The sequence below is a fragment of the Helcococcus kunzii ATCC 51366 genome (genome assembly GCF_000245755.1).
GTDB classification, from domain to species: Bacteria; Bacillota; Clostridia; order Tissierellales; family Peptoniphilaceae; genus Helcococcus; species Helcococcus kunzii.
Genome location: NZ_JH601089.1, coordinates 97,318 through 119,366, shown reverse-complemented (window position 1 = coordinate 119,366; position 22,049 = coordinate 97,318). Strand labels below are relative to the sequence as shown.

At 30.2% G+C, this 22,049-nt stretch carries 20 protein-coding genes and 2 pseudogenes; 19 read left to right on the top strand and 3 right to left on the bottom strand.

Annotated features, from left to right (window positions below; genetic code table 11):
- Positions 1-662: 662 nt before the first annotated feature.
- The 3 genes and pseudogenes from HMPREF9709_RS09265 to HMPREF9709_RS10450 all read right to left on the bottom strand — a co-directional run.
- The gene (locus tag HMPREF9709_RS09265) at positions 663-2,762 is read right to left on the bottom strand and encodes a heavy metal translocating P-type ATPase (RefSeq protein WP_005399366.1); all 2,100 of its coding nucleotides are present in this window, start codon (positions 2,760-2,762) and stop codon (positions 663-665) included.
- 13 nt (positions 2,763-2,775) lie between these two features.
- Positions 2,776-3,231 (bottom strand): CopY/TcrY family copper transport repressor, encoded by a 456-nt coding sequence (locus HMPREF9709_RS09260; RefSeq protein WP_005399365.1) that lies wholly within the window; start codon positions 3,229-3,231, stop codon positions 2,776-2,778.
- A gap of 115 nt (positions 3,232-3,346) precedes the next feature.
- Positions 3,347-3,445, bottom strand: a pseudogene (locus tag HMPREF9709_RS10450) (relaxase); the annotation flags it as partial.
- Positions 3,446-3,956: 511 nt separating this feature from the next.
- Between HMPREF9709_RS10450 and HMPREF9709_RS09255 the strand changes: the two are divergent.
- The 19 genes and pseudogenes from HMPREF9709_RS09255 to HMPREF9709_RS09170 all read left to right on the top strand — a co-directional run bounded on the left by HMPREF9709_RS09255 (position 3,957) and on the right by HMPREF9709_RS09170 (position 21,970).
- Positions 3,957-4,445, top strand: a complete 489-nt coding sequence (locus tag HMPREF9709_RS09255) for a GNAT family N-acetyltransferase (protein ID WP_005399364.1) — start codon at positions 3,957-3,959, stop codon at positions 4,443-4,445.
- Between the two features lie 176 nt (positions 4,446-4,621).
- Positions 4,622-5,239 (top strand): SAP domain-containing protein, encoded by a 618-nt coding sequence (locus HMPREF9709_RS09250; protein ID WP_005399363.1) that lies wholly within the window; start codon positions 4,622-4,624, stop codon positions 5,237-5,239.
- Positions 5,240-5,388: 149 nt separating this feature from the next.
- Positions 5,389-5,562, top strand: coding sequence for an SHOCT domain-containing protein (locus tag HMPREF9709_RS09885; protein ID WP_005399362.1), 174 nt, complete (start codon positions 5,389-5,391; stop codon positions 5,560-5,562).
- A 62-nt stretch (positions 5,563-5,624) separates the two neighbouring features.
- Positions 5,625-6,067: pseudogene (locus HMPREF9709_RS10445) on the top strand (recombinase family protein); the annotation flags it as partial.
- Between the two features lie 156 nt (positions 6,068-6,223).
- Entirely contained in the window at positions 6,224-7,183 is a 960-nt protein-coding gene (locus HMPREF9709_RS09240) for a recombinase family protein (protein ID WP_425357314.1), read from the top strand.
- Positions 7,176-7,601, top strand: coding sequence for a hypothetical protein (locus HMPREF9709_RS09235; protein ID WP_005399359.1), 426 nt, complete (start codon positions 7,176-7,178; stop codon positions 7,599-7,601). The genes HMPREF9709_RS09240 and HMPREF9709_RS09235 overlap by 8 nt, the downstream gene beginning before the upstream one ends.
- Positions 7,591-9,150 carry a recombinase family protein gene (locus tag HMPREF9709_RS09230; protein WP_005399358.1) on the top strand — a complete coding sequence of 520 codons (1,560 nt, stop codon included), beginning with the start codon at positions 7,591-7,593 and terminating at the stop codon, positions 9,148-9,150. The genes HMPREF9709_RS09235 and HMPREF9709_RS09230 overlap by 11 nt, the downstream gene beginning before the upstream one ends.
- Before the next feature lie 159 nt (positions 9,151-9,309).
- A complete protein-coding gene (locus HMPREF9709_RS09225) occupies positions 9,310-9,555 on the top strand; it encodes a glycine zipper domain-containing protein (protein ID WP_005399357.1) in 246 nt (81 codons plus the stop codon).
- A gap of 835 nt (positions 9,556-10,390) precedes the next feature.
- Positions 10,391-10,783 (top strand): iron chaperone, encoded by a 393-nt coding sequence (locus HMPREF9709_RS09220; RefSeq protein WP_005399356.1) that lies wholly within the window; start codon positions 10,391-10,393, stop codon positions 10,781-10,783.
- A 146-nt stretch (positions 10,784-10,929) separates the two neighbouring features.
- Complete coding sequence (locus tag HMPREF9709_RS09215; protein WP_040464292.1) at positions 10,930-11,541, top strand: CPBP family intramembrane glutamic endopeptidase; 612 nt, start codon at positions 10,930-10,932, stop codon at positions 11,539-11,541.
- Positions 11,542-11,842: 301 nt separating this feature from the next.
- On the top strand, positions 11,843-12,472 hold the full coding sequence (locus tag HMPREF9709_RS09210; RefSeq protein WP_005399354.1) for a TetR/AcrR family transcriptional regulator: 630 nt from the start codon (positions 11,843-11,845) through the stop codon (positions 12,470-12,472).
- Entirely contained in the window at positions 12,473-13,774 is a 1,302-nt protein-coding gene (locus HMPREF9709_RS09205; protein WP_005399353.1) for an MFS transporter, read from the top strand.
- Entirely contained in the window at positions 13,764-16,109 is a 2,346-nt protein-coding gene (locus tag HMPREF9709_RS09200; protein WP_005399352.1) for an FtsX-like permease family protein, read from the top strand. The genes HMPREF9709_RS09205 and HMPREF9709_RS09200 overlap by 11 nt, the downstream gene beginning before the upstream one ends.
- Positions 16,106-16,831, top strand: coding sequence for an ABC transporter ATP-binding protein (locus tag HMPREF9709_RS09195; RefSeq protein WP_005399351.1), 726 nt, complete (start codon positions 16,106-16,108; stop codon positions 16,829-16,831). Before HMPREF9709_RS09200 ends, HMPREF9709_RS09195 begins: the two co-directional genes overlap by 4 nt.
- 94 nt (positions 16,832-16,925) lie before the next feature.
- Positions 16,926-18,224 carry an ATP-binding protein gene (locus tag HMPREF9709_RS09190; RefSeq protein ID WP_005399350.1) on the top strand — a complete coding sequence of 433 codons (1,299 nt, stop codon included), beginning with the start codon at positions 16,926-16,928 and terminating at the stop codon, positions 18,222-18,224.
- A gap of 358 nt (positions 18,225-18,582) precedes the next feature.
- Positions 18,583-19,554: a hypothetical protein gene (locus tag HMPREF9709_RS09185; RefSeq protein WP_005399349.1), complete on the top strand. Its 972-nt coding sequence runs from the start codon at positions 18,583-18,585 to the stop codon at positions 19,552-19,554.
- A gap of 5 nt (positions 19,555-19,559) precedes the next feature.
- The gene (locus HMPREF9709_RS09180; RefSeq protein ID WP_005399348.1) at positions 19,560-19,850 is read left to right on the top strand and encodes an ABC-three component system middle component 6; all 291 of its coding nucleotides are present in this window, start codon (positions 19,560-19,562) and stop codon (positions 19,848-19,850) included.
- Entirely contained in the window at positions 19,801-21,468 is a 1,668-nt protein-coding gene (locus HMPREF9709_RS09175; RefSeq protein WP_005399347.1) for a DUF2326 domain-containing protein, read from the top strand. The genes HMPREF9709_RS09180 and HMPREF9709_RS09175 overlap by 50 nt, the downstream gene beginning before the upstream one ends.
- Before the next feature lie 187 nt (positions 21,469-21,655).
- On the top strand, positions 21,656-21,970 hold the full coding sequence (locus HMPREF9709_RS09170; RefSeq protein ID WP_005399346.1) for a YdcP family protein: 315 nt from the start codon (positions 21,656-21,658) through the stop codon (positions 21,968-21,970).
- The last annotated feature ends 79 nt before the right edge of the window (positions 21,971-22,049 follow it).

The following is a 22,049-nucleotide window of genomic DNA, read 5'->3' as shown; positions in this document are numbered from 1 at the left end:
ATATTTCAGACCTATTAAAGGAAATCTTTAGTAGGTCTTTTTTTGTTTACTTAAAATTCTCTTATCTGTCCAAAGAAATATGAGAAGGAAGAATTATGTAGGATGTTAAAAATAGGTGTTATTTCCTTGCCAGTGATATGGGAGGTAAATTATGCGAATAGAAAGACTGAACAAGAAAAAAGAAGTTCTATTTGAAGAATACTCAAAAGACTATGTATTAGCAAAACCAAAAATAATAAATAAATTTAGATAAATCTCGTCCACTATATTTATAGTATTTTATTTACACAGATGATAATTATATATTATAAGTAAATTTAGATTTAGAGATAATTTAAAACATAAGAAATATACTTATGGATATATTCTCACATACGACGCTTACTTAAAATATTAAAATTTATCCATACTAACCATTCAAGCCATGTGGAGACGGTAGTATTATTGTCAAGAAAATAGAATAACAAGCTATAAAACTGTCGAAATAGGTGGCTTTTAGGATTTAAAAGAAATCAGTTCTATAATAAATTAAAAATCGTGTTGGTAGAAAAATCGTCTACTTCTACCAACACGATTTTATAAAGAGCCAGTACTTACATCTCTTTTTTTTCTGTAAAACTATTGTATCTTGATACTTTAAGGAGTTTCAATCATTCGATATGTTAACCGTTATTTTTTGGATCTAAATTTAATAAAATAGCATTAATGGCTACGATGACTGTTGACACAGACATTAGAATTGCTCCTAATGCAGGGCTTAATGTGATACCAATAGGAGCCAAAATTCCTGCAGCTAGAGGGATAGCTATAAAGTTATAACCAGCTCCCCAAAATAGGTTTTGTTTCATTTTACGAGTTGTTTTGTGTGCTAATTCAATGAATGATTCAATATCTCCTGGATCGGATTGAGTCAATATGACATCAGCTGAATCCAATGCAACTTGAGTTCCAGCACCTACAGCTATACCAACATCTGCTAAAGCAAGGGAAGGAGCATCATTTACACCATCACCTACCATGATAACTTTCTTTCCTTCATCTTTAAGTGTTTTAACTAACTCATATTTGTCTTGTGGAGATTGATTTGATCTATATTCAATCCCTAAATCTTCTGCCGCGCCTTGAGCCGCTTTTTCATTATCACCTGTTGCCATAATTGGTTGAATATTGTTCTTTTTAAGAACTTTAATTAACTCTTTGCTCGTTGGTTTTAATTCATCCCCTAAAGCTACAGCACCAATAACATCATCGTTTTCTACTAAGACACTGAGAGTTGCTCCTTTTGGAATATCAATATCCAGATTACGTCCGTAGGCTTTTTGACTGATTAATTGGTAACGGTGCCCGCCTGCTTTACCCTCTACTCCAGCACCGGAAATCACATCAATAGAATCAAAAGATGCTGGACGTATATCTTGCTGCTCGGCGAAACTTATAATTGATTGAGCAATCGGGTGGCTAGAACCTCCTTCAATACCTGCCAATAAGGCAATGATTTCCTCTTTCTTATATTTGTTATTAAAAAGTTCAACGTCTAATACTTTAAACTCACCAGTTGTTAAAGTACCTGTTTTATCTAAAATCATCACATCTGCATCTTGAGCTATTTCTAAGGCTTGGCGGTCTTTCACCAGTAACCCACGACTGGCTCCTAAGCTTGTGCTACGGGCGGTGACCAATGGAATAGCCAGACCCAATGCATGTGGACAAGCTATAACTAATGTCGTGATAGTAAAGGTAACTGCCGTTGGGATATCTCCAATAACCATCCACACTACAAAAGCTATTAGCGCGACAATGACCGCAATATAGAAGAGCCACCCTGCAACCTTTTGAGCAATATTTTCTGCCCTGGAAGGCTGACTTTGAGCTTGGCTGATTAAATCCTGTACTTGAGAGATAAAGGACTTATCACCTGTCTCAAGCACTTTAATATAAAGAACCCCTTCTCCATTTGTTGAGCCTCCGATTACTTTATCGCCAGGACCTTTTTTTACTGCTTTTGATTCTCCAGTCAAAAGAGCTTCATTTACACGTGATTCGCCACGTTCGATAGTTCCATCTGCTGGCACATTTTCTCCAGCTTGAACACGAATTAAATCACCTACCTGTAAGTCAGCAACTGGACGTATTTCAATTGAATCGTCTTCTAACACAACGTGAGCATCTTTCGGTACTAACTTAGCCAATTCTGTTTGAGCATCTCCTGCTTCTCCAATAGCTTTCATCTCAATCCAGTGACCTAATAACATGATTAATAGTAATGAAGCAAATTCAAAGAAAAAGTCCATCACGTGCTCACCCGTTACGTAGGTAATGATCACAGCATAAATACTGTATAAATATGAAACACTTAAACCTAAAGAAACGAGTGCCATCATTCCAGGTTCTTTTTGTTTAAATTCGTCAACTGCGCCTTGATAGAATGGACGTCCACCATAAATAATTAATATAGTAGATAAAATAGCTACTACGATATCAGAATATGGAAAAGTAAACTGGAATGGTAGTTCAAATCCATACATAGGGGATAAGAGCATAATAATGATTCCTAGTGGCAATGATTTTAAGAAAAGTTCCTTAAAGTTTCCATGATGGTGGTCATGCCCACTGTCCCCGCTGTGATCATGCCCAGCATGATGTACTTGATGTTGATCCTTATGGTATCCATGTTCATCTGTGATTCCATGCTCGTGTTTTAACTTATACATGTCGTCATAATCATGGTGATTATGGGACGAATATCTGTTGTCATTATTCATTTTAAATTCCTCCTTATTCTTCATGATGATTTAAATGACATTCGCATTGTCCTTCTGGACAATTGCAATCCACTTCTTCTACTGCGAAAGATTTTTTCATCTCTAATATTTTTTCTAGTCGATCTATATCATCGAAGCTTAAGACATGATCTTCAATTATGCTTCCTATTACATTTCCGACTTTTTTTTTGCAAATACGGTTAAAAATATCTTCTGCATAATCCCTTACGGCTTCTTTCTCTTCAATATTGGCAGTGTAAATAAACTTTTTACCTTCTTGCTCTGTATTTAGTACGCCTTTTTGAACTAATCGACCTAAGATCGTTTTGATAGTGGATTGTGTCCAGTCCATTTTTTCTTTCAATATGGATATGACTTTTTTACTAGTTACTCGATCATTTGCCCAAACTACACGCATGACTTCCCACTCAGCATCTGTGATATAAGTATTAAATTCTATTGTGCTCATTTTCCTTTCCTCCTAGTTGTCTACAAATGTGAACAAGTATACTCGAAACAAGTTTACTATTGTAAACGAATTATGTCAAGTCTTTTTAATAAATGTAAGCAACGCTTATAGCTTTTTATCTCTCCACTTCTATCCCATAATAATTTTCATAGTTTTTCCTATAATGAACAAGGTCAGAAAATTGTTCTTTATTCAAAGAATACTCTTGTATGACCTGAACCCAAAATCCGGACAAAAGGATGGAGGGGTTTTCTCATGTCAAAATATAGTTAGAAATTTTATGAAAATGTATTATATAGCAAAAACATAAAGTTTGATATGTTTCTGAATACGCACTAGTATAAAAACCCCTATGATATGTTTTCTAATACGAGGAAAATGCTAAAAAAGCCTATGATATGTTTGCGAAAACGTAAAAAGGGGCTTTTTATTCATAGTGACGACTCGAGGCACGTCGAGGCTCTAGTATTGATGACAAGGGAATAGATACCTAAGGGTTCTAAAAAGCTTGAAATCAATAGGTTTATGAATTTTGAACTAGATAATTATAGATTAAAAATATTGAAATCAGTCTTCAAAAATATCTTTCAAATACTTACTTGTAGCAACACTATAAATGTTATGAAAGGGTCGTGTCAACACTTTAGATATTTTGGTAGGTTGTGTCAACGGTATAGATGAAGTAAAAAAGGTAATATAAATTAAAATTTGAGGGGGATGATGAAATGATATTCATTCAGGAGATACCTGTTTCAAAAATCAACGAGTATTGGGACATTCAGTTTCAGTATTTGGTGAATGACGGAATGATAACGACGGAAGAAGAAAAGAAATACTTCCAGAGTGTTGAGTATCGAGATGTATTACAAAGTCATATGTTACGCACTCCAGACACTTTACATATGGTATATTTTGTGCGTGACGGAGTTAAGATCGGTGCTTCTCAATACTGCACTTACAAGAGTGAGGACGGGAAATGTTTCATTCTTGATTTTTGGGTATTCCCGTTCTATAGAGGCAATGGAACAGGTCACGAATGTGCTCAAAGGTTTTTTGAGTACACAAAGAATGATGGTGCTTTGTACTATGCTCTCAATTATGCGAAAGAAGATTCTCGAAGATTCTGGGAGTCTCTTGGATTTATTGATAATGGTACTGATGAGTACGGCTCTCCATTGATGATAAAAAATAGATCGATTCCTGTTTATGATTAGAAGCTTAAAGTAATAGTTAAATCTGAAATTAAGATTCAAAAATATCTCCTGAATACTTGCTTGTAGCAACACTTTGGATATTTTGTAGGTCGTGTCGACGGTATGGATGGGGGAAAAAGGTATATAAATTTTTTATGGTATAATAACTACAAATTAGAATTTATGGAGGTAAGCGTTTGAAAGAGATTCGACCTGATTTTAGAGATATAAAATCATTTGAAGAATTTAATAAATACTATTGGTATCGAGAAGAACTTTCACAAATTTGTAAGTCTCTTGGATTAGAGTATAGATGTACGAAGAAAGAATTGAACTATATTATTGAACAATATTTCAATGGAAATAAAGTAGAAAAATTCTTGAGTAAAGGTAACAAAAGTCAAGCCGAAGTTATAACCTTAGAGACTCCGTTACTTAACTGTGGTTTTTCTTTTAACCAAAAATTTAGAGATTATTTTTCAGCTGTAACAGGCGTTAGTCCGTTTAAATTTAATGCCGATATGGCAACTGCTTGGAGAAAAGTAAAGAGGGATAACGATATAAAATTTACGATCCAAGATATGATGAAAATATATTATGGAGAGTCAGATTATGCCAAGTATGATAATTCGGCTTGTCAATGGAATCAATTTCTAAAAGATTTTTGTACAGATAAATGCAGCAATAATTATTCTAATAAGTTAAAAGCTGCAGCTATACTTTGGAAAGAAGTTAGAGAATCAAAGAATGAAAAAGTTTATTCAAAACAACTTCTAAATAAATATAGATACAAAATAGAGGATTATCATAAATAAACAACTCCCAGTTTGTTGAACTAAAAAATAATATTAACTCTTTAACATAATGACTTACGAGTTTTTCTCGTAGGTCTTATTTTTTTACTCAAAAATGACCTAAATGTCCTAGGGATAGTGAAGAAGTAATTTAGGACATGGAGGTAAAAATGGATAGTAAAAAAACTTACGAAAATATAGAAAAAGAATTAGACTTTTATATTTCAAATGAAATACTTGTAGAAATGTACTTATTTGGTCTAATTTCTCTTGAAGAATATGAAAAAATCACTTGTTACAATATAGAAGAATTCACTCCCTTTTTAGGAGAAATAATGCTGTAAAGCTTGATAAATAGCTACTTGTACGGGAATATGTTACTAGCAAAAAAGGAGGTGAAAGACAAGTGAGAATAACAAAAATTGATGCTAAAAAAGAACTATATACTGATAAGAAAATTAGAGTTGCAGCTTATGCAAGAGTCTCAACATCTGAAGAAGATCAGTTTATAAGTTTAGAAGCACAGAAAGTATATTATGAGGAATATATCAAATCAAATCCAGAATGGTTATTTGCAGGACTTTATTATGATGAAGGAATTTCAGCAACTAAAATAAAAGGAAGATTAGGACTTATAGATATGCTTGAAGATTGTAAAGAAAAAAAATCGATTTAATAATAACTAAATCAATATCAAGGTTTGCAAGAAACACCGTTGAATGTTTAGAAATGATAAGGTCTTTATCAAGTCTAGGTGTGGCAGTATATTTTGAGAAAGAAAATATCAATACATTATCTATGGAAAGCGAGCTACTTCTTAGCATCCTATCTTCATATGCTGAAGATGAATCAAGGTCAATTTCTGAAAATAACAAATGGTCTATTAGAAAGAGATTTGAAAATGGAGAATACAAGATATCTACACCACCTTATGGATATGACGTAGTTGATGGAAAACTAGTTATAAATGAAGAGGAAGGAAATGTAGTAAAAGAAATCTATAAAATGTATTTATCAGGAAATGGTCTTTACACTATAGAAAAGCATCTAGTAAAAAATAAGATTAAAACTAAAAGGGGAGGTAAATGGTCAAGTACAACAATAAAAGGAATACTTTCTAATGAGAAGTATACAGGAGATTCTTTATTTCAAAAAACATATACAGATGAAAATTATAAAAGAAATAAAAATAATGGAGAACTTCAAAAATATTTAGTTAAGAATAGCCATGAAGCTTTAGTATCTTATGAAGATTTTAATAAGGTAAAAGAATTATTAGTACAAAATGCAAAGGAAAAAGGAAATGGTAAAAATACTAGTAGGTATCAACAAAGATATCCTTTATCTGGAAAGTTAATTTGTGGAAAGTGTGGTTCAAAACTAATTAGAAGACATCACTACTCAACATATAAAAATTACATTGCTTGGACTTGTAAAAAACATTTAAGTAGAAAAGAAAAATGTGGTATGAGATATATTCTAGATAGCGATATAAAATATATTTTTATGAAGATGCTTAGAAAACTAGCCTTTTCAAAAGAGGAGATATTAAAACCACTTTTACAAAACATAGAAAAGATTGATGATAAGGACTTACTATTAAAAATAAATGAGATAAATAATAAGCTTGAAAAATTAACTGAAAGAAAACTTACTTTATCAAGCATATTTTCTTCAGGTATACTTGAACCATCATTATATGCAAAAGAAAGTAATGAGATAGCTTTTGAAGAAAAAAATTTGATTTTAGAAAAAGAAAAAATGACTAAAGGATTAAAGTTTGATAAGAGAAAAATCGAAAGATTAAAAGAACTTATTAAACTTTTAGAGAATGAAAGATACTTAGAAGAGTTTAATGGTGATGCATTTAAAAGTATTATAGACAAAATAGAAGTAAAAAGTAGAACTTCTTTTCTAATCCATTTACGATGTGGATTTATTTTGGAGGAGGTGCTTTATGAGTAGACATTTACCATATGGATATCGTATAGAAAATGGAGTGTGTGTAATAAATAATGAAGAAAGTGGGATATTAAAAAAGCTATTCCTCTCATATCTTGAAGTTGGAACATTACTTGGAGCATCAGATAAATCAGGCTTTAATACAAAATCCCATGCATGTGTAAAAAGAATTCTAATAAATAAAAGATATCTTGGAGATGATTATTATCCCAAAATTATTGAAAAAGAATTATTTGAAAAGGTAAATGAAAAATTAAAAGAAAAAGAAAATAGTAGAAAAGGAGTACCTAGTGATGAAAAAACATATCAAGATATTATAGGGTTTAAGATTAGAAAGGAAGAAAAAAAGATATTAGATCCTTTTGAACTTGCATCCTATAGATACAGCTTAATAGAATGCGAGGTGAAAGATGGAAAGTAATGTATTTGTAATTCCAGCAAAAAGGAAGAAAGGAAATATATTAAATAAAGAAGAAAAAAGAAAGCTTAGGGTTGCTGCTTATTGTAGAGTTTCAACTGATACAGATGAACAGGCTACTAGCTATGAGACACAAGTAAATTACTACGCTTCTTATATCAAAAATAATCCAGATTGGGATTTTGCAGGTGTATATGCTGATGATGGCATCAGTGGAACTTATACAAAAAAGAGAGATGGATTTAATAGCATGATTGAAAGCTGTATGAAGGGCGAAGTTGATATGATTATTACAAAGTCCATATCAAGATTTGCGAGAAATACAGTAGACTGCCTTAATTATATAAGAAAGCTAAAAGAGAAAAATATTCCAGTATTTTTTGAAAAAGAATCAATTAATACTATGGATTCTAAAGGTGAGGTGCTATTAACAATAATGGCATCCCTTGCTCAACAAGAAAGTCAATCTTTATCACAAAATGTAAAGCTAGGATTTCAATTTAGATTTAAACAAGGAAAGATATCTGTCAATCATAATAGGTTTTTAGGATATACAAAGGACGAAGATGGAAATCTTGTAATAAAACCAGATGAAGCTAAAACTATAAAAAGAATTTTTTTAGAGTTTTTAGAAGGATCAAGTTTAAGAGATATTGCAAAAGGACTTGAAAAAGATAATATCCTCACAGGAGCAGGAAGAAAAAAGTGGATTCCATCAAGTGTAAGGAGAATTCTTACAAATGAAAAATATATGGGAGATGCCTTATTACAAAAGACTTATACCGTAGACTTTCTAAATAAGACAAGAGTAAAAAATGATGGTATTGTACCTCAGTACTATGTACAAGATAGTCATGAGGCGATTATCCCAAAGAATATTTTTATGAAAGTGCAAGAGGAATTAACTAGAAGAGCTAATATTAATGAAAATAGTAAAAAGAAAAGAATATATAGTAGCAAGTATGCCTTATCTAGTTTAATAAGGTGTGGAAAATGTGGAGAAATTTACAGGCGAGTAATATATACAAATAGAGGAGTAAAGGTTCCAGTTTGGAGATGCCTAACAAGAATAGAAGAAGGACCTTGCGTATGTAATGCAGAAACATTATATGAAGAACTGATTCAAGAAAAAGTACTAATTGCAATTAACCAAATAATTGATGGAAAGGAAAATATAAAGAGTATTATTGAAAGCAATATAGAAAAGACATTAATAAAAAATTCAGATGAAAAGATTTTAAGTCTTGATCAGAAAATTCTAGAAATACAAAAAGAAGTATTGAAAAAAGCTAATTCTAAAGAAGATTACACAAAACTAGCATTAAAATTAGAAGAATTGAGAGAAGAGAAAAATGAAATCATGCTTAAGGAAGCAGAGAATGAAAGCTTGAAAGAAAGATTAAAAAAGATGAAAGAATTTCTCGAAGATAAAGAAATTAGGATTGATAGATTTGATGATGTTCTAGTAAGAAAACTAATCGAAAGTATTGAGATAAATGGAGATACAATCCTAGTTGAATTTAAGTCAGGGATAAAAATAGAAGTTAAATAGACTAAAGATTCTACATATGACCTGAACCCCTCCATCCGTATTCCGGATTTTGGGGTTCAGCTCATTTCCTTCGTCTTTTTTATTTTCATTTAGATAAAGCTTGAAATGTATGCTAAAATTATTATGGAAATTAAATTAAGTTTTAACCAAGGAGGGAAAATGGAAATACTTAGAATATTACTGCCACTTATTTTAGTATGTATATTAGTAGTTTATATAATAAAGAAATCTAAAAACAAAGATGAAAGTAAAAAAGAAGATGATAGCGCCATGGCAGAGGGCATGGCTATAGGAATGTGCTTTGGTACAGCCATAGGATCGGCTTTTGGCGCAGAGAACATTCCAATGGGCATAGGTATAGGAATGTTAATTGGAATGATTGTAGGAATGAATATAAAAAAATAATGTAAAACCTCCCTATATGACCTGAACCCAAAATCCGGACAAAAGGATGGAGGGGTTTTCTCATGTCAAAATATAGTTAGAAATTTTATGAAAATGTATTATCTATCAAGAACATAAAACTCGATATGTTTCTGAATACGTACTAGTATAAAAACCTCTATGATATGTTTGCAAATACGAAGAAAAAGCTAAAAAAGCCTATGATATGTTCGTGAAAACGTTAAAGTTAGCTTTTTATCTATAGTGACGACTCGAGGCATGTGGAGATGGTGGCGTTGATACAAAAGGTATAAATCTAGAAATCCTGCATTTTAAGCAGTTTTATAAGCATTTTGTCTTAGATAAAGATGAAGAAGGATACGTCAAAAAGACCCAAAAAAACTACATGGACATAAGAGTAGTTTTACAACTGGTATGAGGAGACACAAAGATATGATTAACTCAAAGTGGTATTTAAATCTAAGTTAGAAATTATTATAAATAAGTAGGCAGCACTTATATAGGATTCTTGTTCTTTCCTTGGATGTAGTAAAATATAATCAGTTGATACTTATGGAGTAGGTGTATGGTTGAACAAGAAGTGATATTGTAATTGATAGATCTTAGGCAGTAAGTTTTGTATTGGCTTTTATGTATGTTTCTTAGAATCAAAAAATGAATGTCTACATTATAATGATTTTAAACCTATCACTAATCATAAATAAAACAAATTTAATTATACTTGTTATCGGATGCATGTTACAGGTCTAAACTAGGATTTTATAACATTATGAGTAAAGATGTAAATTAATATTAGAAAATATGTAAGGAGCATAAGAATGTGGAGATGTACAGAATGTGTCGAAGTTTCAGTAAGAAAGGACAGAGTCATTACTGTAAAAAGGTAAGTACAATAGATGAATATATAAACTTTCAAGATGAAAAGGTTAGGGAATATTTAGAAGAAATTCGTGAAATTATATGTGACTCTATTTCTGATGCGATAGAGAAAATATCTTGGAGCATACCCACATATTGGAAGGGTAAAAATATTATTCAATTTGATTCGTCAAAAAATCATATAGGAGTATATCCAGGAGATGAAGCAACTGAGTATTTTAGGGATAAATTAACAGATTATGATGTAACTAAAGGTACGATAAGACTCCCATATTCTAGGTCCTTGCCTAAAGATCTGTTAGCTGAGATATCAAAATGGTGTTATGAAAAATATTCAAAAGGCAATTAACTTAAGAGATTTAATTAAATATTATAGTTTATAGATAAGGTTTATATGTGTATATAGTTGAAGAAAATCTTTTACATTTTATAAGTTTTAAATATACATATATGGGCATAATAAAATATATTTATATATTATATACTGGGGGCAATATGAGTTTAGTAATTAATAAACTTATTAGTAGTTTAATTCAAATTGTTTTATTTTCACTTATACCATTTGTTTATTGGTATTTTAAAGTTAGAAAAAATCAGAAATTTACTGAATGGATAGGGCTTAAAAGAATTAAAAGGGTAGACAAGACTTTGATATTATCAATATTGATAGTAACCATTATCTATCTAATAATAGGCATAATTTTTCTAAATAGTCTAAGTGGAGTTAATAATGCAACTAGTGAGTTTGCGGGACTTAGATTCAAGGCTATTTTGCCTATTATAATTTATGCAGCCCTTAACACTGCTTTACCTGAGGAGATTTTGTTTAGGGGATTTGTACTTAAAAGGCTAGTTAGTAAAATAGGATTTAATAATGGAAATCTTATACAATCATTATTGTTTGGACTGGTTCACGGAGTGATGTTTTTTCCTATTGTAGGTGTATTAAAATCTCTTTTAATTATTTTTGTTACAGGGTGTATAGCCTTTGCTATTGGATATATCAACGAAAAGTTATCAGAGGGATCAATTATTCCAAGTTTTATTATACATACAGTGTCTAATTTAGTAGCTGGTTTATATGTTGCATTTTTCTTTAAAAGTTAGTAAGACATGAGCTTAGAGTTTATCTATGGACCATGTCTTTTTTTGTTTATAAATTAATTATGGATATATATTCTGATAAGATAAATATAAGGACTTTTAAACAAGAATCTAAGTAAATTAAGATAATATAGAAAATATAATAGGACACCTATAGATAGAATAAAAATTCTATAATCTAAAAATAAACCGACATCAGATTTTGTGTGTTGGTTTTTTTATGCAAATTTTGTTGACATATTAAATTTAAGAGTTTATTCTAATAATAGACCGGTCGTCGGTTAGTATGGTGAGGATGGTTTAAATGGATAATAAAAAAAGACATGAGAGAATGGATTATTTCGATAGAAAATCTGAGATATTAGATATGGCTAGGTCGATGTTTATTTCTATTGGATATGAAGATACTAGTATTAATGATCTGATAAAAAAACTTGGTATAGCTAAGGGGACTTTCTACCACTATTTCAAATCAAAAGAAGATCTTTTAGATCAGGTGATTAATGAAGTTAATGCAGAGATTGTAAATAACATTAGTGAGATTGCATCATTAGATAGATCACCAGATGAAAAGTTATTTATGGCTATATCAGCTCTTAATGTAGAAAATCATAAGATGATAACTGATCATATGCATAAGCCTGAAAATGCTCTACTACATCAAAAGACTCTAAATAGCATTTTAAAAGATGTGACACCATATTTTGAAAAAATCATAGAAGAGGGGAACAGATCTAATGTTTTTTCTTGTAAATATCCAAAAGAGAGCATGTACATATTTTTATGCTCTGCTATTAATCTATTAGATGATGGTGTTATTGATTTTAATCATGATGAAAAAGAATCTATATTTATGGCTCTTATAGAGCTTTTAGCTAATATGTTAGCCGTAGATGTTGATAAGATTCATAGTTTTATGATTAGGGAGGATTAAATGAAAAGATTTATTCTTTTATGGATAGGCGAAATGATTGCAAATATAGGAAGCGGCATGACAGCTTTTGCCCTATCGCTATATGTATATAATTTCACTGGTAAAGTATCTGATATTGCTATGTTAAGTCTTATATCATTTTTGCCAGCTATATTGATAAACCCTATAGGTGGTATATTAGCAGATAGATATGATAGAAGGGTTTTAATGATTATGGGTGATGTATTATCTGGATTGTGCCTACTTTATATTTTATATATTATTAGAGCCAGTGTTAATATGTCTGATACAATAGTTCCCATATTTATAGCTATCGGGGTCAGCTCGGTATTTTTAGGCATATTAGAACCTGCATATAAATCGACCGTAACAGACCTTATACCATCTGATAAATATGATAAGGCTAGTGGGCTTTTGCAACTGGCGGCTAGTTCTAAATTATTGATATCGCCTGCTTTAGCTGGTATTATCCTAGCTAAATCGAACATAGATCTAATTCTAATTATAGATATATCGACAGTATTATTTACAATTATTATACTTACAATAATCAGAAACTCTCTAAAAAATGATGAAAATATAATAGATGAAGACATAGATAAAACCACAACCGAAAAGAATATAATAAAAGAGTTAAGAGAGGGTCTAGAAATAATAAGGGGCAATAAAGGGGTTAGTAATCTGGTTTTTCTTATGTTTTTAGCTTGTTTTTTGATGGCTTTTATTCAAGTTCTAGTAAGACCAATGATATTAAATATTGCTAATGAGAAGATGCTTGGGATAGCTGAATCTATATGTGCTTTTGGGATTTTAGTAGGTAGTGGTTTTATAGGAATAAGAGGTATAAAGCTAAGCTATTCTAGATCTCTTGGAATAGCAGGGATAGTTTCTGGTATTTTTATATCTTTGGCTGGATTTTCTAGTTCACTAATATTTATTGTTATATTTATCTTTATGTTTTTTATTACTCTACCATTTATCAATGCAAATGCTGATGCGCTCGTAAGAAACTCTATTCCTAATAGACTCCAAGGTAGAGCCTGGGGTATTATTGGCTTTCTAACTCAGATAGGAATTGTGGCTGCCTTTCTAATATCAGGACCTCTTGTAGATAATGTTTTTGAACCTATGATGAGAGAGGACGGTATATTATCTAACACTTTTTTAAGAGTTTTAGGTGTAGGACCAGGTAAAGGTATAGGCTTACTTTTAATAATAGTTGGTATACTATTTTCTATAGTATTTTTGTTTACATTAAATAATAAAAATATAAGTCAAATGGAGGAAAAAGATGGAATATAGATTTTTAAAAAATGACCTAAAAAAGAATTTTAAAAATAATATCATAATAACATTGTTTATATCGCTTTCAGTAGCGGTTATTATATCTGTGTTTTTGACTTGTTTTAGTTTATTTAGCTCTATTTTTTCACTATATGAAGTAGCTAGGCCTCCTCATTTTTTACAGCTTCACAAGGGTGAAATAAATATAGATGAGATAGAAGATTTTAATAAGAATATAGATTATGTAGAAGATTCTCAAGTTATAACTTTAATAAATACCTATGGAAGTGATTTTAATGTAATTAAGAAAGATAATAGCGCAGGTAATACAAGTCTTGAAAATTTTAAATTAGATATATCTATAGTTAAGCAAAGTGAAAAGTTTGATTATTTATTAGATAAGGATAAAAGTATACTAGAGATAAAAGATGGAAAGATAGCTGTTCCTAGGATTCTTCTAGAAGATTATGACATAGAGATTGGAGATATATTAAGATATAAAACAGATGATGGATATAGAGAATATAAAGTATCTAATATAATGTATGATGCTCAGATGAATACGAGTATGGCAGGATCTGTGAGATTTTTATTATCTGATAACGATTATAATGATCTTCTAAAAAACTCTAAAGATACTGAATATATGATAGAATCGATTTTTAAAGATCCTGACTATGCAAATAGATACCAAGTCATGTATGAAGAATCTGGACTTCCCAAAAATGGCCAAGCAGTAACTTATAATCTAATAGTGACTATAAGTGCAATCACAGATATCATAAATTCTCTCATGTTTTTAGTAGCCGGCATTATATTTATGATCATATCATTAGTCTCACTTAGATATGTGATTATGATGGAGATAGAGGAAGATAGACTTGTAATAGGTAATATGAAAGCTATGGGAATATCATATATGGATATTAGAAATCTGTATCTAAATAAGTTTAGGCTGATCTCATTTGTTGGCGTAGTATTTGGATATATAATATCTAATATTTTCACGAAATTTATGACTGGTAGAATTGAACGGATATTTGGACATATCAAGATAGGTCTTCTAGGATATATGATATCTATTGTTATAGCTTTGATAATGTATTTAATAATAACAACATTTGTTAAAACTACATTAAAAAAGATAAAAAAATTATCGGTTATTGACATCATGGTAAAAAATAAAGGTTTTAGTAAAAGTAGTGAGAAAAAAATAAAAAGACTACCAAATATGCCTATTGATATAGCAATGCCAATTCACAATTCAAAAAGTGGATATGGGATTATAATTCTACTCGTATTTGCTAGCTCATTAGCTATGATTTTCCCGACAAGTATGAGTAAGATATTTGATGGTGATAAGTTTTTATCATATATGGGATTAGAAAAAAGCGAAGTCTTCATAGAGATATATGAATCGTCAGGGCGTAAAGACAGTATCAACGAGATATCAAAAACTCTAGATGAATATAGTGATTATATAAGTTACAAAACTAGTGATATATATCGTCAAAAAATCACGAATAATAAACATGAAAGCATATCTGCTCAGATAGAAGTTGGAAATAATATAGCTGATAACATAGAATATATAGTAGGTCGTCATGTAGATAATGGCAAAAAAGAGATTGCAATATCTTATATGATAGCGGATGAACTCGGTTTAGGTATAGGTGATGATATATTTATAAATGTAGCAGATAAAGATATAAGACTAAAGATTGTGGGGATATATCAGGATATCACTAGTGGTGGCAAGACTGCTAAGACGGGTTTCAGATTCAATGGTTATGATTTTCAAAAATCTGTGTTTTATATAGATGGTGACTATGAGAAAATAAGTGAAGATTTAAAAAGTAGTCTCAAAAACTTAGATGTATTAGACGATAATTACAAGATATATAAAAGTGATGAGATGGTTAACCAGGTTTTTGGCCCTGTGGCTAGAGAATTAAAAAATGTATCGTTCATTGTATCAATTATCGCACTTTCTATTGTTTTTATAGTGGTGATATTATTTGAAAAACTTAGAGTTATAAAATATAGCGACTACTTTTTATCCAAAAAGCATATGGGCATAAAAACCAAAGAGATAATAAAAGAGGAGATATTAGCTAGTGTTATCTCGGGTTTAAAGGGATTTGTTATAGCTATTTTAGTTCTTTTATTTACCATATCTTCAGTCATAAGTATAATTTTTACGATTTTAAATTTAGGAATTTCAAAGATAAATGTAGAAGTAACTTTGGCTGATTTTAGATATGTGGTGATACTGTTTATTATTCTTATAATTTCAACATATTTAGCAGCTAGAAATATAAAAAATCTCAACATAAGAGGTGAAAACATATGATAGAGATAAAAAATATATGCAAAAAATTTGGTGATAACCTGGTATTAGATAATATAAGTTTTAGTGTTGATGATTCTGAGTTTGTAGCTATTATGGGTAGTTCTGGATCTGGTAAATCCACACTTTTATATTCTATAAGCGCAATGGATAAAGTAGATAGCGGTAGTATTGTATTTGACTCTAGAAATTTAAAGGATCTAAAAGATGAAGAACTAGAAGATATTAGACTATCTAAGATGGGGTTTGTTTTTCAAAAACCATACCTATTAAAAAATCTTTGTGTATTAGATAACATTATGTATCCAGCATTAAAACTAAAGAGAGAATCAAAAAAAGATATAGAAATGAAAGCTAATTCATTATTAAGAACTCTTGGCATAGAGGACATGAAATATATGAGTCCTAGTAATTTATCTGGTGGCCAGTATCAAAGAGTGGCAATAGCTAGAGCTTTAATTAACGCTCCTAAGGTATTATTTGCAGATGAGCCTACAGGGGCATTAAACTCTAAGATGAGTAAGAGTGTAATGGAAATATTTAAGAATATAAATGAAGACAACACTACGATAATAATGGTAACTCACGATATGAATGCTGCAGCATATGCAAATAGGGTTATATTTTTAAAAGATGGAAAAATCATGAGTGATACTAAAAACACTGATAATATATCAGAAAACATAAAAAACATATCTAGTATTATGGAAAAATTAGAGGTTTGATTCTAAAAATCTAAAGTATGAGTTTATCTTTTATGATATACTTAGATTAAGTTCCAAAACGGAAATAATTCTAAATAGAAAAAGGTATAGATTTATGGAAATAAAACGCGATTACTATCTAGATAAATTAATACGAAAAAAAGATAATGGTTTCATTAAGATTATTACAGGAATTAGAAGGAGCGGAAAATCTTATTTGCTTAATAATCTATTTTATAATCATTTGCTTGAAAATGGAGTAGATAATAAGCATATTATAAAATTTGCTTTTGATTCAGGAAGAGATTTATTAAAAATTGGCGAAGATTTAATGGATTTAGATGTACTAAGTGGTGAAAGATTAGTAGATCCTAAAAAGTTTTTAGACTATATCATGAGCAAAACTAATGATAGGGAAAAATTTTATATCCTTTTAGATGAGGTACAATTGCTTAAATCCTTTGAGCAGGTCTTAAATGGATTTTTACGTCAAGATAATTTTGATGTATATGTTACTGGGAGTAACTCTAAATTTTTATCAAAGGATGTTATTACTGAATTTGCAGGTAGAGGAGATGAAATTCATGTTATGCCTCTAGTTTTTTCGGAATTTCTTCAAACTTTTAATGGTGATAAAGAAGATGCTTTTGCGCAATACCAAGTTTACGGCGGTTTACCAGCTGGGGCTTTAATGAAAAACGATGAAGATAAGATGAATTATCTAAAGGGGCAACTCGAAAACGTATATTTGAGAGATATTGTTCATAGGTATGACATACGTTTAACGAATGAATTAGAAGATTTACTTAATATTTTAGCATCAGGAATTTCAAGTCTTACTAATCCAAGTAAAATAGCTTCAACTTTTAAGTCTATAAAACAATCAAAGATTTCAGCCAATACCATTGATAAATTTATAGGATATTTTGAAGATTCTTTTATACTAAAAAGAGTCTATCGATATGATGTTAAAGGGAGAAAATATATAGGTACTCCTTATAAAATATACTTTGAAGATGCAGGGCTTAGAAATGCAAGATTAAATTTCAGGCAAATAGAACCAACTCACCTAATGGAAAATATTATCTATAATGAATTAAGATATCGTGGCTATATGGTAGATGTAGGTATGGTAATAAAAAGAGAAAGTAATAAAAACAAAGATATAAAGAAACAGCTGGAAGTTGACTTCATAGCCAATCTTGGAAATAAAAGATATTATATTCAATCCGCCTATAGTCTTCAATCAATCGAAAAAATAAATCAAGAAAAAGCGTCCCTGTTAAATATTGACGACTCATTTAAGAAAATTATTATCGTAAAAGATAGAATAACCCCATTTTTAGATGAAAATGGAATACTCACTATTAATCTATTTGATTTTTTGTTAAACAAGGAAAGTTTGGACTTATGATGAATAACTTAACTTATTCTTTAAGAATATATTCTCACATACGAAGCTTTTGAAAAATAACCAATTTTATCCATAATGACAACTCAATCCATGTTGAGACTATTGTGTTGCTACAACGAGCAGATACGTAGAAATCCTTTATTTCAAGCACTTTTACAAGCATATTGTCTTTACTGGTGAGGGTGATAAAATCAGAAATAAAGTGATTAAGGACTATATAAATGTTTCTGTAGTGATTGATATGGAGTGTGGGGATACAAAATAATATTAAAAGCAAGTATTATTTAGAATGTAAATAGTGATATAATGTTATGAATAAAAAGGGATTATACGCAACCAAGTTTTGGAGGTGAAATGCATGGATAGATATGATTATATAGAGAGTGTTGTCTCTTTTCTCAAAGGAGTAACGGGTATTAACTATCAGTTGCAGTTAAAAGAAATTTTAGCTGTATATTATAAGTATTTGGGAAAAGTTTATGAAATGCCAGATTTTTATGGTGGTGATCAAAAAAATGATGGCTGTGTCCTTAAAGATGGATTGTTTTATCAGGTCTTTGCACCTACTAGATTAAAAGATTCTTTGAAAAAAGAGATTCAAGACAAATTTGTTGAAGATTTAAGTGGTTTGCTAAACATAATTTATGAAGAAAAAAAATGGAACGGAAGATTAAATAATTTTATATTTATTGTTAATACATTTGACAACAATCTTCCTCACGATAGTGAAGGATTTTTTGAAAAAAAGGTCAACGAGTTTAAAGAAAAATATGCAATAACTTTCCAATATAGAGTAACAAATACGGATTATGTTCGTGATATTTTAACAGAAATCAATGATATTGAAGTGTTAAAAAGAATTTCAGCAACTTTACGAGTTAGGAATATGATGGATTATAATGCTATTAATGAGCAAATAATTATGGACTTAATAATTGGAATTTCAGGTAATCTTAGTTGTCAATCCATTAATGGTGAATCGACTCAATCATATCAGAGAATATCCTCGGTTGAAAAAATATCAATCAATTCTCTGGATGGAAAAAGAGATGAAATAGAGAGTATAATTTCTAAATTAGATGTTGTAGAAAATGCTGTGAATACGATTAATCAAGATATACTATATGAAGATAAGTTTGAAAGAGTAAAAGAACAAGTTATAAGTAAGTATGTTGAATTATCAGCACAAGTTCGCGGAGTAGAGCTTTATAATACATTGGTAAATGAGATGTTATCATACTCTCAGGATAAGTGGAATTTAGATGTACCAATGAAGTTTCTGATAGTCTATATATTTGATAAATGTGATATATTTGAAAAAGAGAGGTGATAAGAATGATATTACCGGATAAGTATACTTCTTTAACCGAGAGCTTTATTGGTATCAGTGCTGTATTATTAGATACATTGGGTGATAAAAAGCTTACTGTCGACAAACTATGGAATAACTTTAATAAGAAATATGTTAAAACAAATAAGCTCAAACATGCTCCAGTTTATCAAAAGTATATTTATGTGTTAGAGTTTATGTATCTATCAAATATGGTTTCTTATAACGAGAAAGGGGAAATTGTAAATGAAAATATTAGAATTAATAATCAAGAATCCCCAAGGGAAGCCAATTGAGGATATAAATTTTAATGAAGTAGGAGTTTCATTTATATACGCTGATATACAAAATCCGGCAAACCTAAAAGGAACGATAAATAGTTTAGGTAAAACATTGCTGCTCAAGTTCATTGACTACATTTTTGGTGCAAATGAAGATTTGGCTATGGTTAAAGAGCCAATTCATGGTTTTAAATTAGAAGCAACGGTAAAATATGAGGGTAAGTACTTCACTATTTTACGAACATTAGGAAACTCTGATGAAATATATATAGATGGAAAAGTATATAGCTTGTCAGACTACAAGGACTTCTTTCAGCTAAAAAGAAGACTACTTGGAAAACAAATTATTTTAAGTAAAAAGTCAACTGAAATTAGTCAAAGAACCAATGCTGGCAAAGATGATGTAATCAGTTGTTTGGAATTATTGAACCTAAAAGATATTTTAGAGGAAATAGGGAATATTTATGATTCTCAAGACCGCATAAAAGAATTAAAGACAAATAAGAAGGAGTTAGTTTCTTTTTATGGAAACTTTGATGTCAAGCAAATTGATGAAGAAATATATTTTATTGATAAAGAGGTTGAACGACTTACTGCAGAATTAGAAAAAGTAAGTAATAAAATAAAATCAATTGAGATTGCAGATATACAGAAAGATGTCGTTGAAGAATATTCAGAGAAGAGCAAAGAGTTAAAAAGCATAAAGAGAAATTATGAGAAAAATAAGTTTGAGAGTGATAGATTATTACAATTTATAGAAGATTCAAATAAGGTTGATATCTCAAGTGAACACATTTTAGCAATTTTTAATAAAGCAAAGCAAGAAGTTCCCGATATGGTAAAGAAGACCATTGATGAAGTTGAAGAATTCCATAGAAAAGTCTACGAAGAAAGAAAAGATTTTCTGAATCAAAGAAGAAGCATAATACTTTCTGAAATGGAAATAATGAATAAAAAAATTGATTCTTTAGCCACTGCAATCGATAAAATTGGCGCAATTATTTCAGAAAATGAAGTCTATAAAGAATCAATTGAGCTATACGAGAAATATAATAATGATTTACAAGAAGTTAAATATAGGCAAGGGAAATTATCTCAAGTCAAAAATATTGATGATACCATTACTGTAGAAGATTCCAATTTAGTTTCAAGTTTTAGTCATGCCGCACAGTTAAGAAAGGAATATGATACTTTAATTCAGGCATACAGAGATTTTATATTTGATATAACAAAATCTATATATGATACAGATGTAAATTCCTATTTCGATATAAAAATTAGAAACAAGCATTTAACATATAGACCTGTTATTTTTGAGTTTACACTTAAAGGTGATACTGGCGAAGGGGTTGGTGAAGTAAAGAAAAACTTGATGGATTATTTAATTTGTAGATATAATAATCAATTGGAAATTATGATTCAAGATTCATCTTGCTATAATGGGATTGACCCTCGGCAAATAGTGGGGATGCTAGGTCAACTAAATAATATTTCAGAGGTATCAAACAAACAGATAATTGTTTCAGTAAATAAATATCAGCTAGGAAACTATGACTCTGTTATTAAAGAAGTGGAAGAGAAGAGTTCTATTATATTGTCGGAAAATCGCAATCTTTTAGGCTTTGACTTCTAATAATATCAAATTAGAAAAATAAATATTGTAAGTGAGACGTTCAAATATGAGCGTCTTTTTTCTTGCTTAAAAATTAGAATTAGAAAGGACGTGGTACCACGAAAACAAAAAAAGGTCGTTCTCCACCGTGAAGACCGTCAAGCAAATGAGATTCATTCAACCATAAAAAGAAAGGATAGGTAAAAATATGGAACTTAAATTTGTGATTCCCAACATGGAAAAAACATTCGGAAACTTAGAATTTGCTGGCGAAGATAAAGTAGTACAGCGAAGAATCAACGGACAGCTAACTGTCTTATCAAGAAGCTATAACCTCTATTCTGATGTTCAAAGAGCAGATGATATTGTGGTCGTGCTTCCAGTTGAAGCTGGCGAGAAGCATTTTGGCTTTGAGGAGCGTGTAAAGTTAGTCAATCCACGTATTACCGCAGAGGGTTATAAAATCGGCACTCGTGGTTTTACCAATTATCTTTTACACGCTGACGACATGGTAAAAGAATAAAGAAAGACTAACTATTAAAAGTCAAGAGGTATAATTTAAAAAATGTTAAATTTAGTAATGAATAAAAAATAAATAGAAA

Coding starts and splice junctions, on each gene's coding strand:
- HMPREF9709_RS09265 (WP_005399366.1), bottom strand. CDS start 2,762: ATGAATAATGACAACAGATATTCGTCCCATAATCACCATGATTATGAC.
- HMPREF9709_RS09260 (WP_005399365.1), bottom strand. CDS start 3,231: ATGAGCACAATAGAATTTAATACTTATATCACAGATGCTGAGTGGGAA.
- HMPREF9709_RS09255 (WP_005399364.1), top strand. CDS start 3,957: ATGATATTCATTCAGGAGATACCTGTTTCAAAAATCAACGAGTATTGG.
- HMPREF9709_RS09885 (WP_005399362.1), top strand. CDS start 5,389: ATGGATAGTAAAAAAACTTACGAAAATATAGAAAAAGAATTAGACTTT.
- HMPREF9709_RS09240 (WP_425357314.1), top strand. CDS start 6,224: ATGTATTTATCAGGAAATGGTCTTTACACTATAGAAAAGCATCTAGTA.
- HMPREF9709_RS09235 (WP_005399359.1), top strand. CDS start 7,176: ATGAGTAGACATTTACCATATGGATATCGTATAGAAAATGGAGTGTGT.
- HMPREF9709_RS09230 (WP_005399358.1), top strand. CDS start 7,591: ATGGAAAGTAATGTATTTGTAATTCCAGCAAAAAGGAAGAAAGGAAAT.
- HMPREF9709_RS09225 (WP_005399357.1), top strand. CDS start 9,310: ATGGAAATACTTAGAATATTACTGCCACTTATTTTAGTATGTATATTA.
- HMPREF9709_RS09220 (WP_005399356.1), top strand. CDS start 10,391: ATGTGTCGAAGTTTCAGTAAGAAAGGACAGAGTCATTACTGTAAAAAG.
- HMPREF9709_RS09215 (WP_040464292.1), top strand. CDS start 10,930: ATGAGTTTAGTAATTAATAAACTTATTAGTAGTTTAATTCAAATTGTT.
- HMPREF9709_RS09210 (WP_005399354.1), top strand. CDS start 11,843: ATGGATAATAAAAAAAGACATGAGAGAATGGATTATTTCGATAGAAAA.
- HMPREF9709_RS09205 (WP_005399353.1), top strand. CDS start 12,473: ATGAAAAGATTTATTCTTTTATGGATAGGCGAAATGATTGCAAATATA.
- HMPREF9709_RS09200 (WP_005399352.1), top strand. CDS start 13,764: ATGGAATATAGATTTTTAAAAAATGACCTAAAAAAGAATTTTAAAAAT.
- HMPREF9709_RS09195 (WP_005399351.1), top strand. CDS start 16,106: ATGATAGAGATAAAAAATATATGCAAAAAATTTGGTGATAACCTGGTA.
- HMPREF9709_RS09190 (WP_005399350.1), top strand. CDS start 16,926: ATGGAAATAAAACGCGATTACTATCTAGATAAATTAATACGAAAAAAA.
- HMPREF9709_RS09185 (WP_005399349.1), top strand. CDS start 18,583: ATGGATAGATATGATTATATAGAGAGTGTTGTCTCTTTTCTCAAAGGA.
- HMPREF9709_RS09180 (WP_005399348.1), top strand. CDS start 19,560: ATGATATTACCGGATAAGTATACTTCTTTAACCGAGAGCTTTATTGGT.
- HMPREF9709_RS09175 (WP_005399347.1), top strand. CDS start 19,801: ATGAAAATATTAGAATTAATAATCAAGAATCCCCAAGGGAAGCCAATT.
- HMPREF9709_RS09170 (WP_005399346.1), top strand. CDS start 21,656: ATGGAACTTAAATTTGTGATTCCCAACATGGAAAAAACATTCGGAAAC.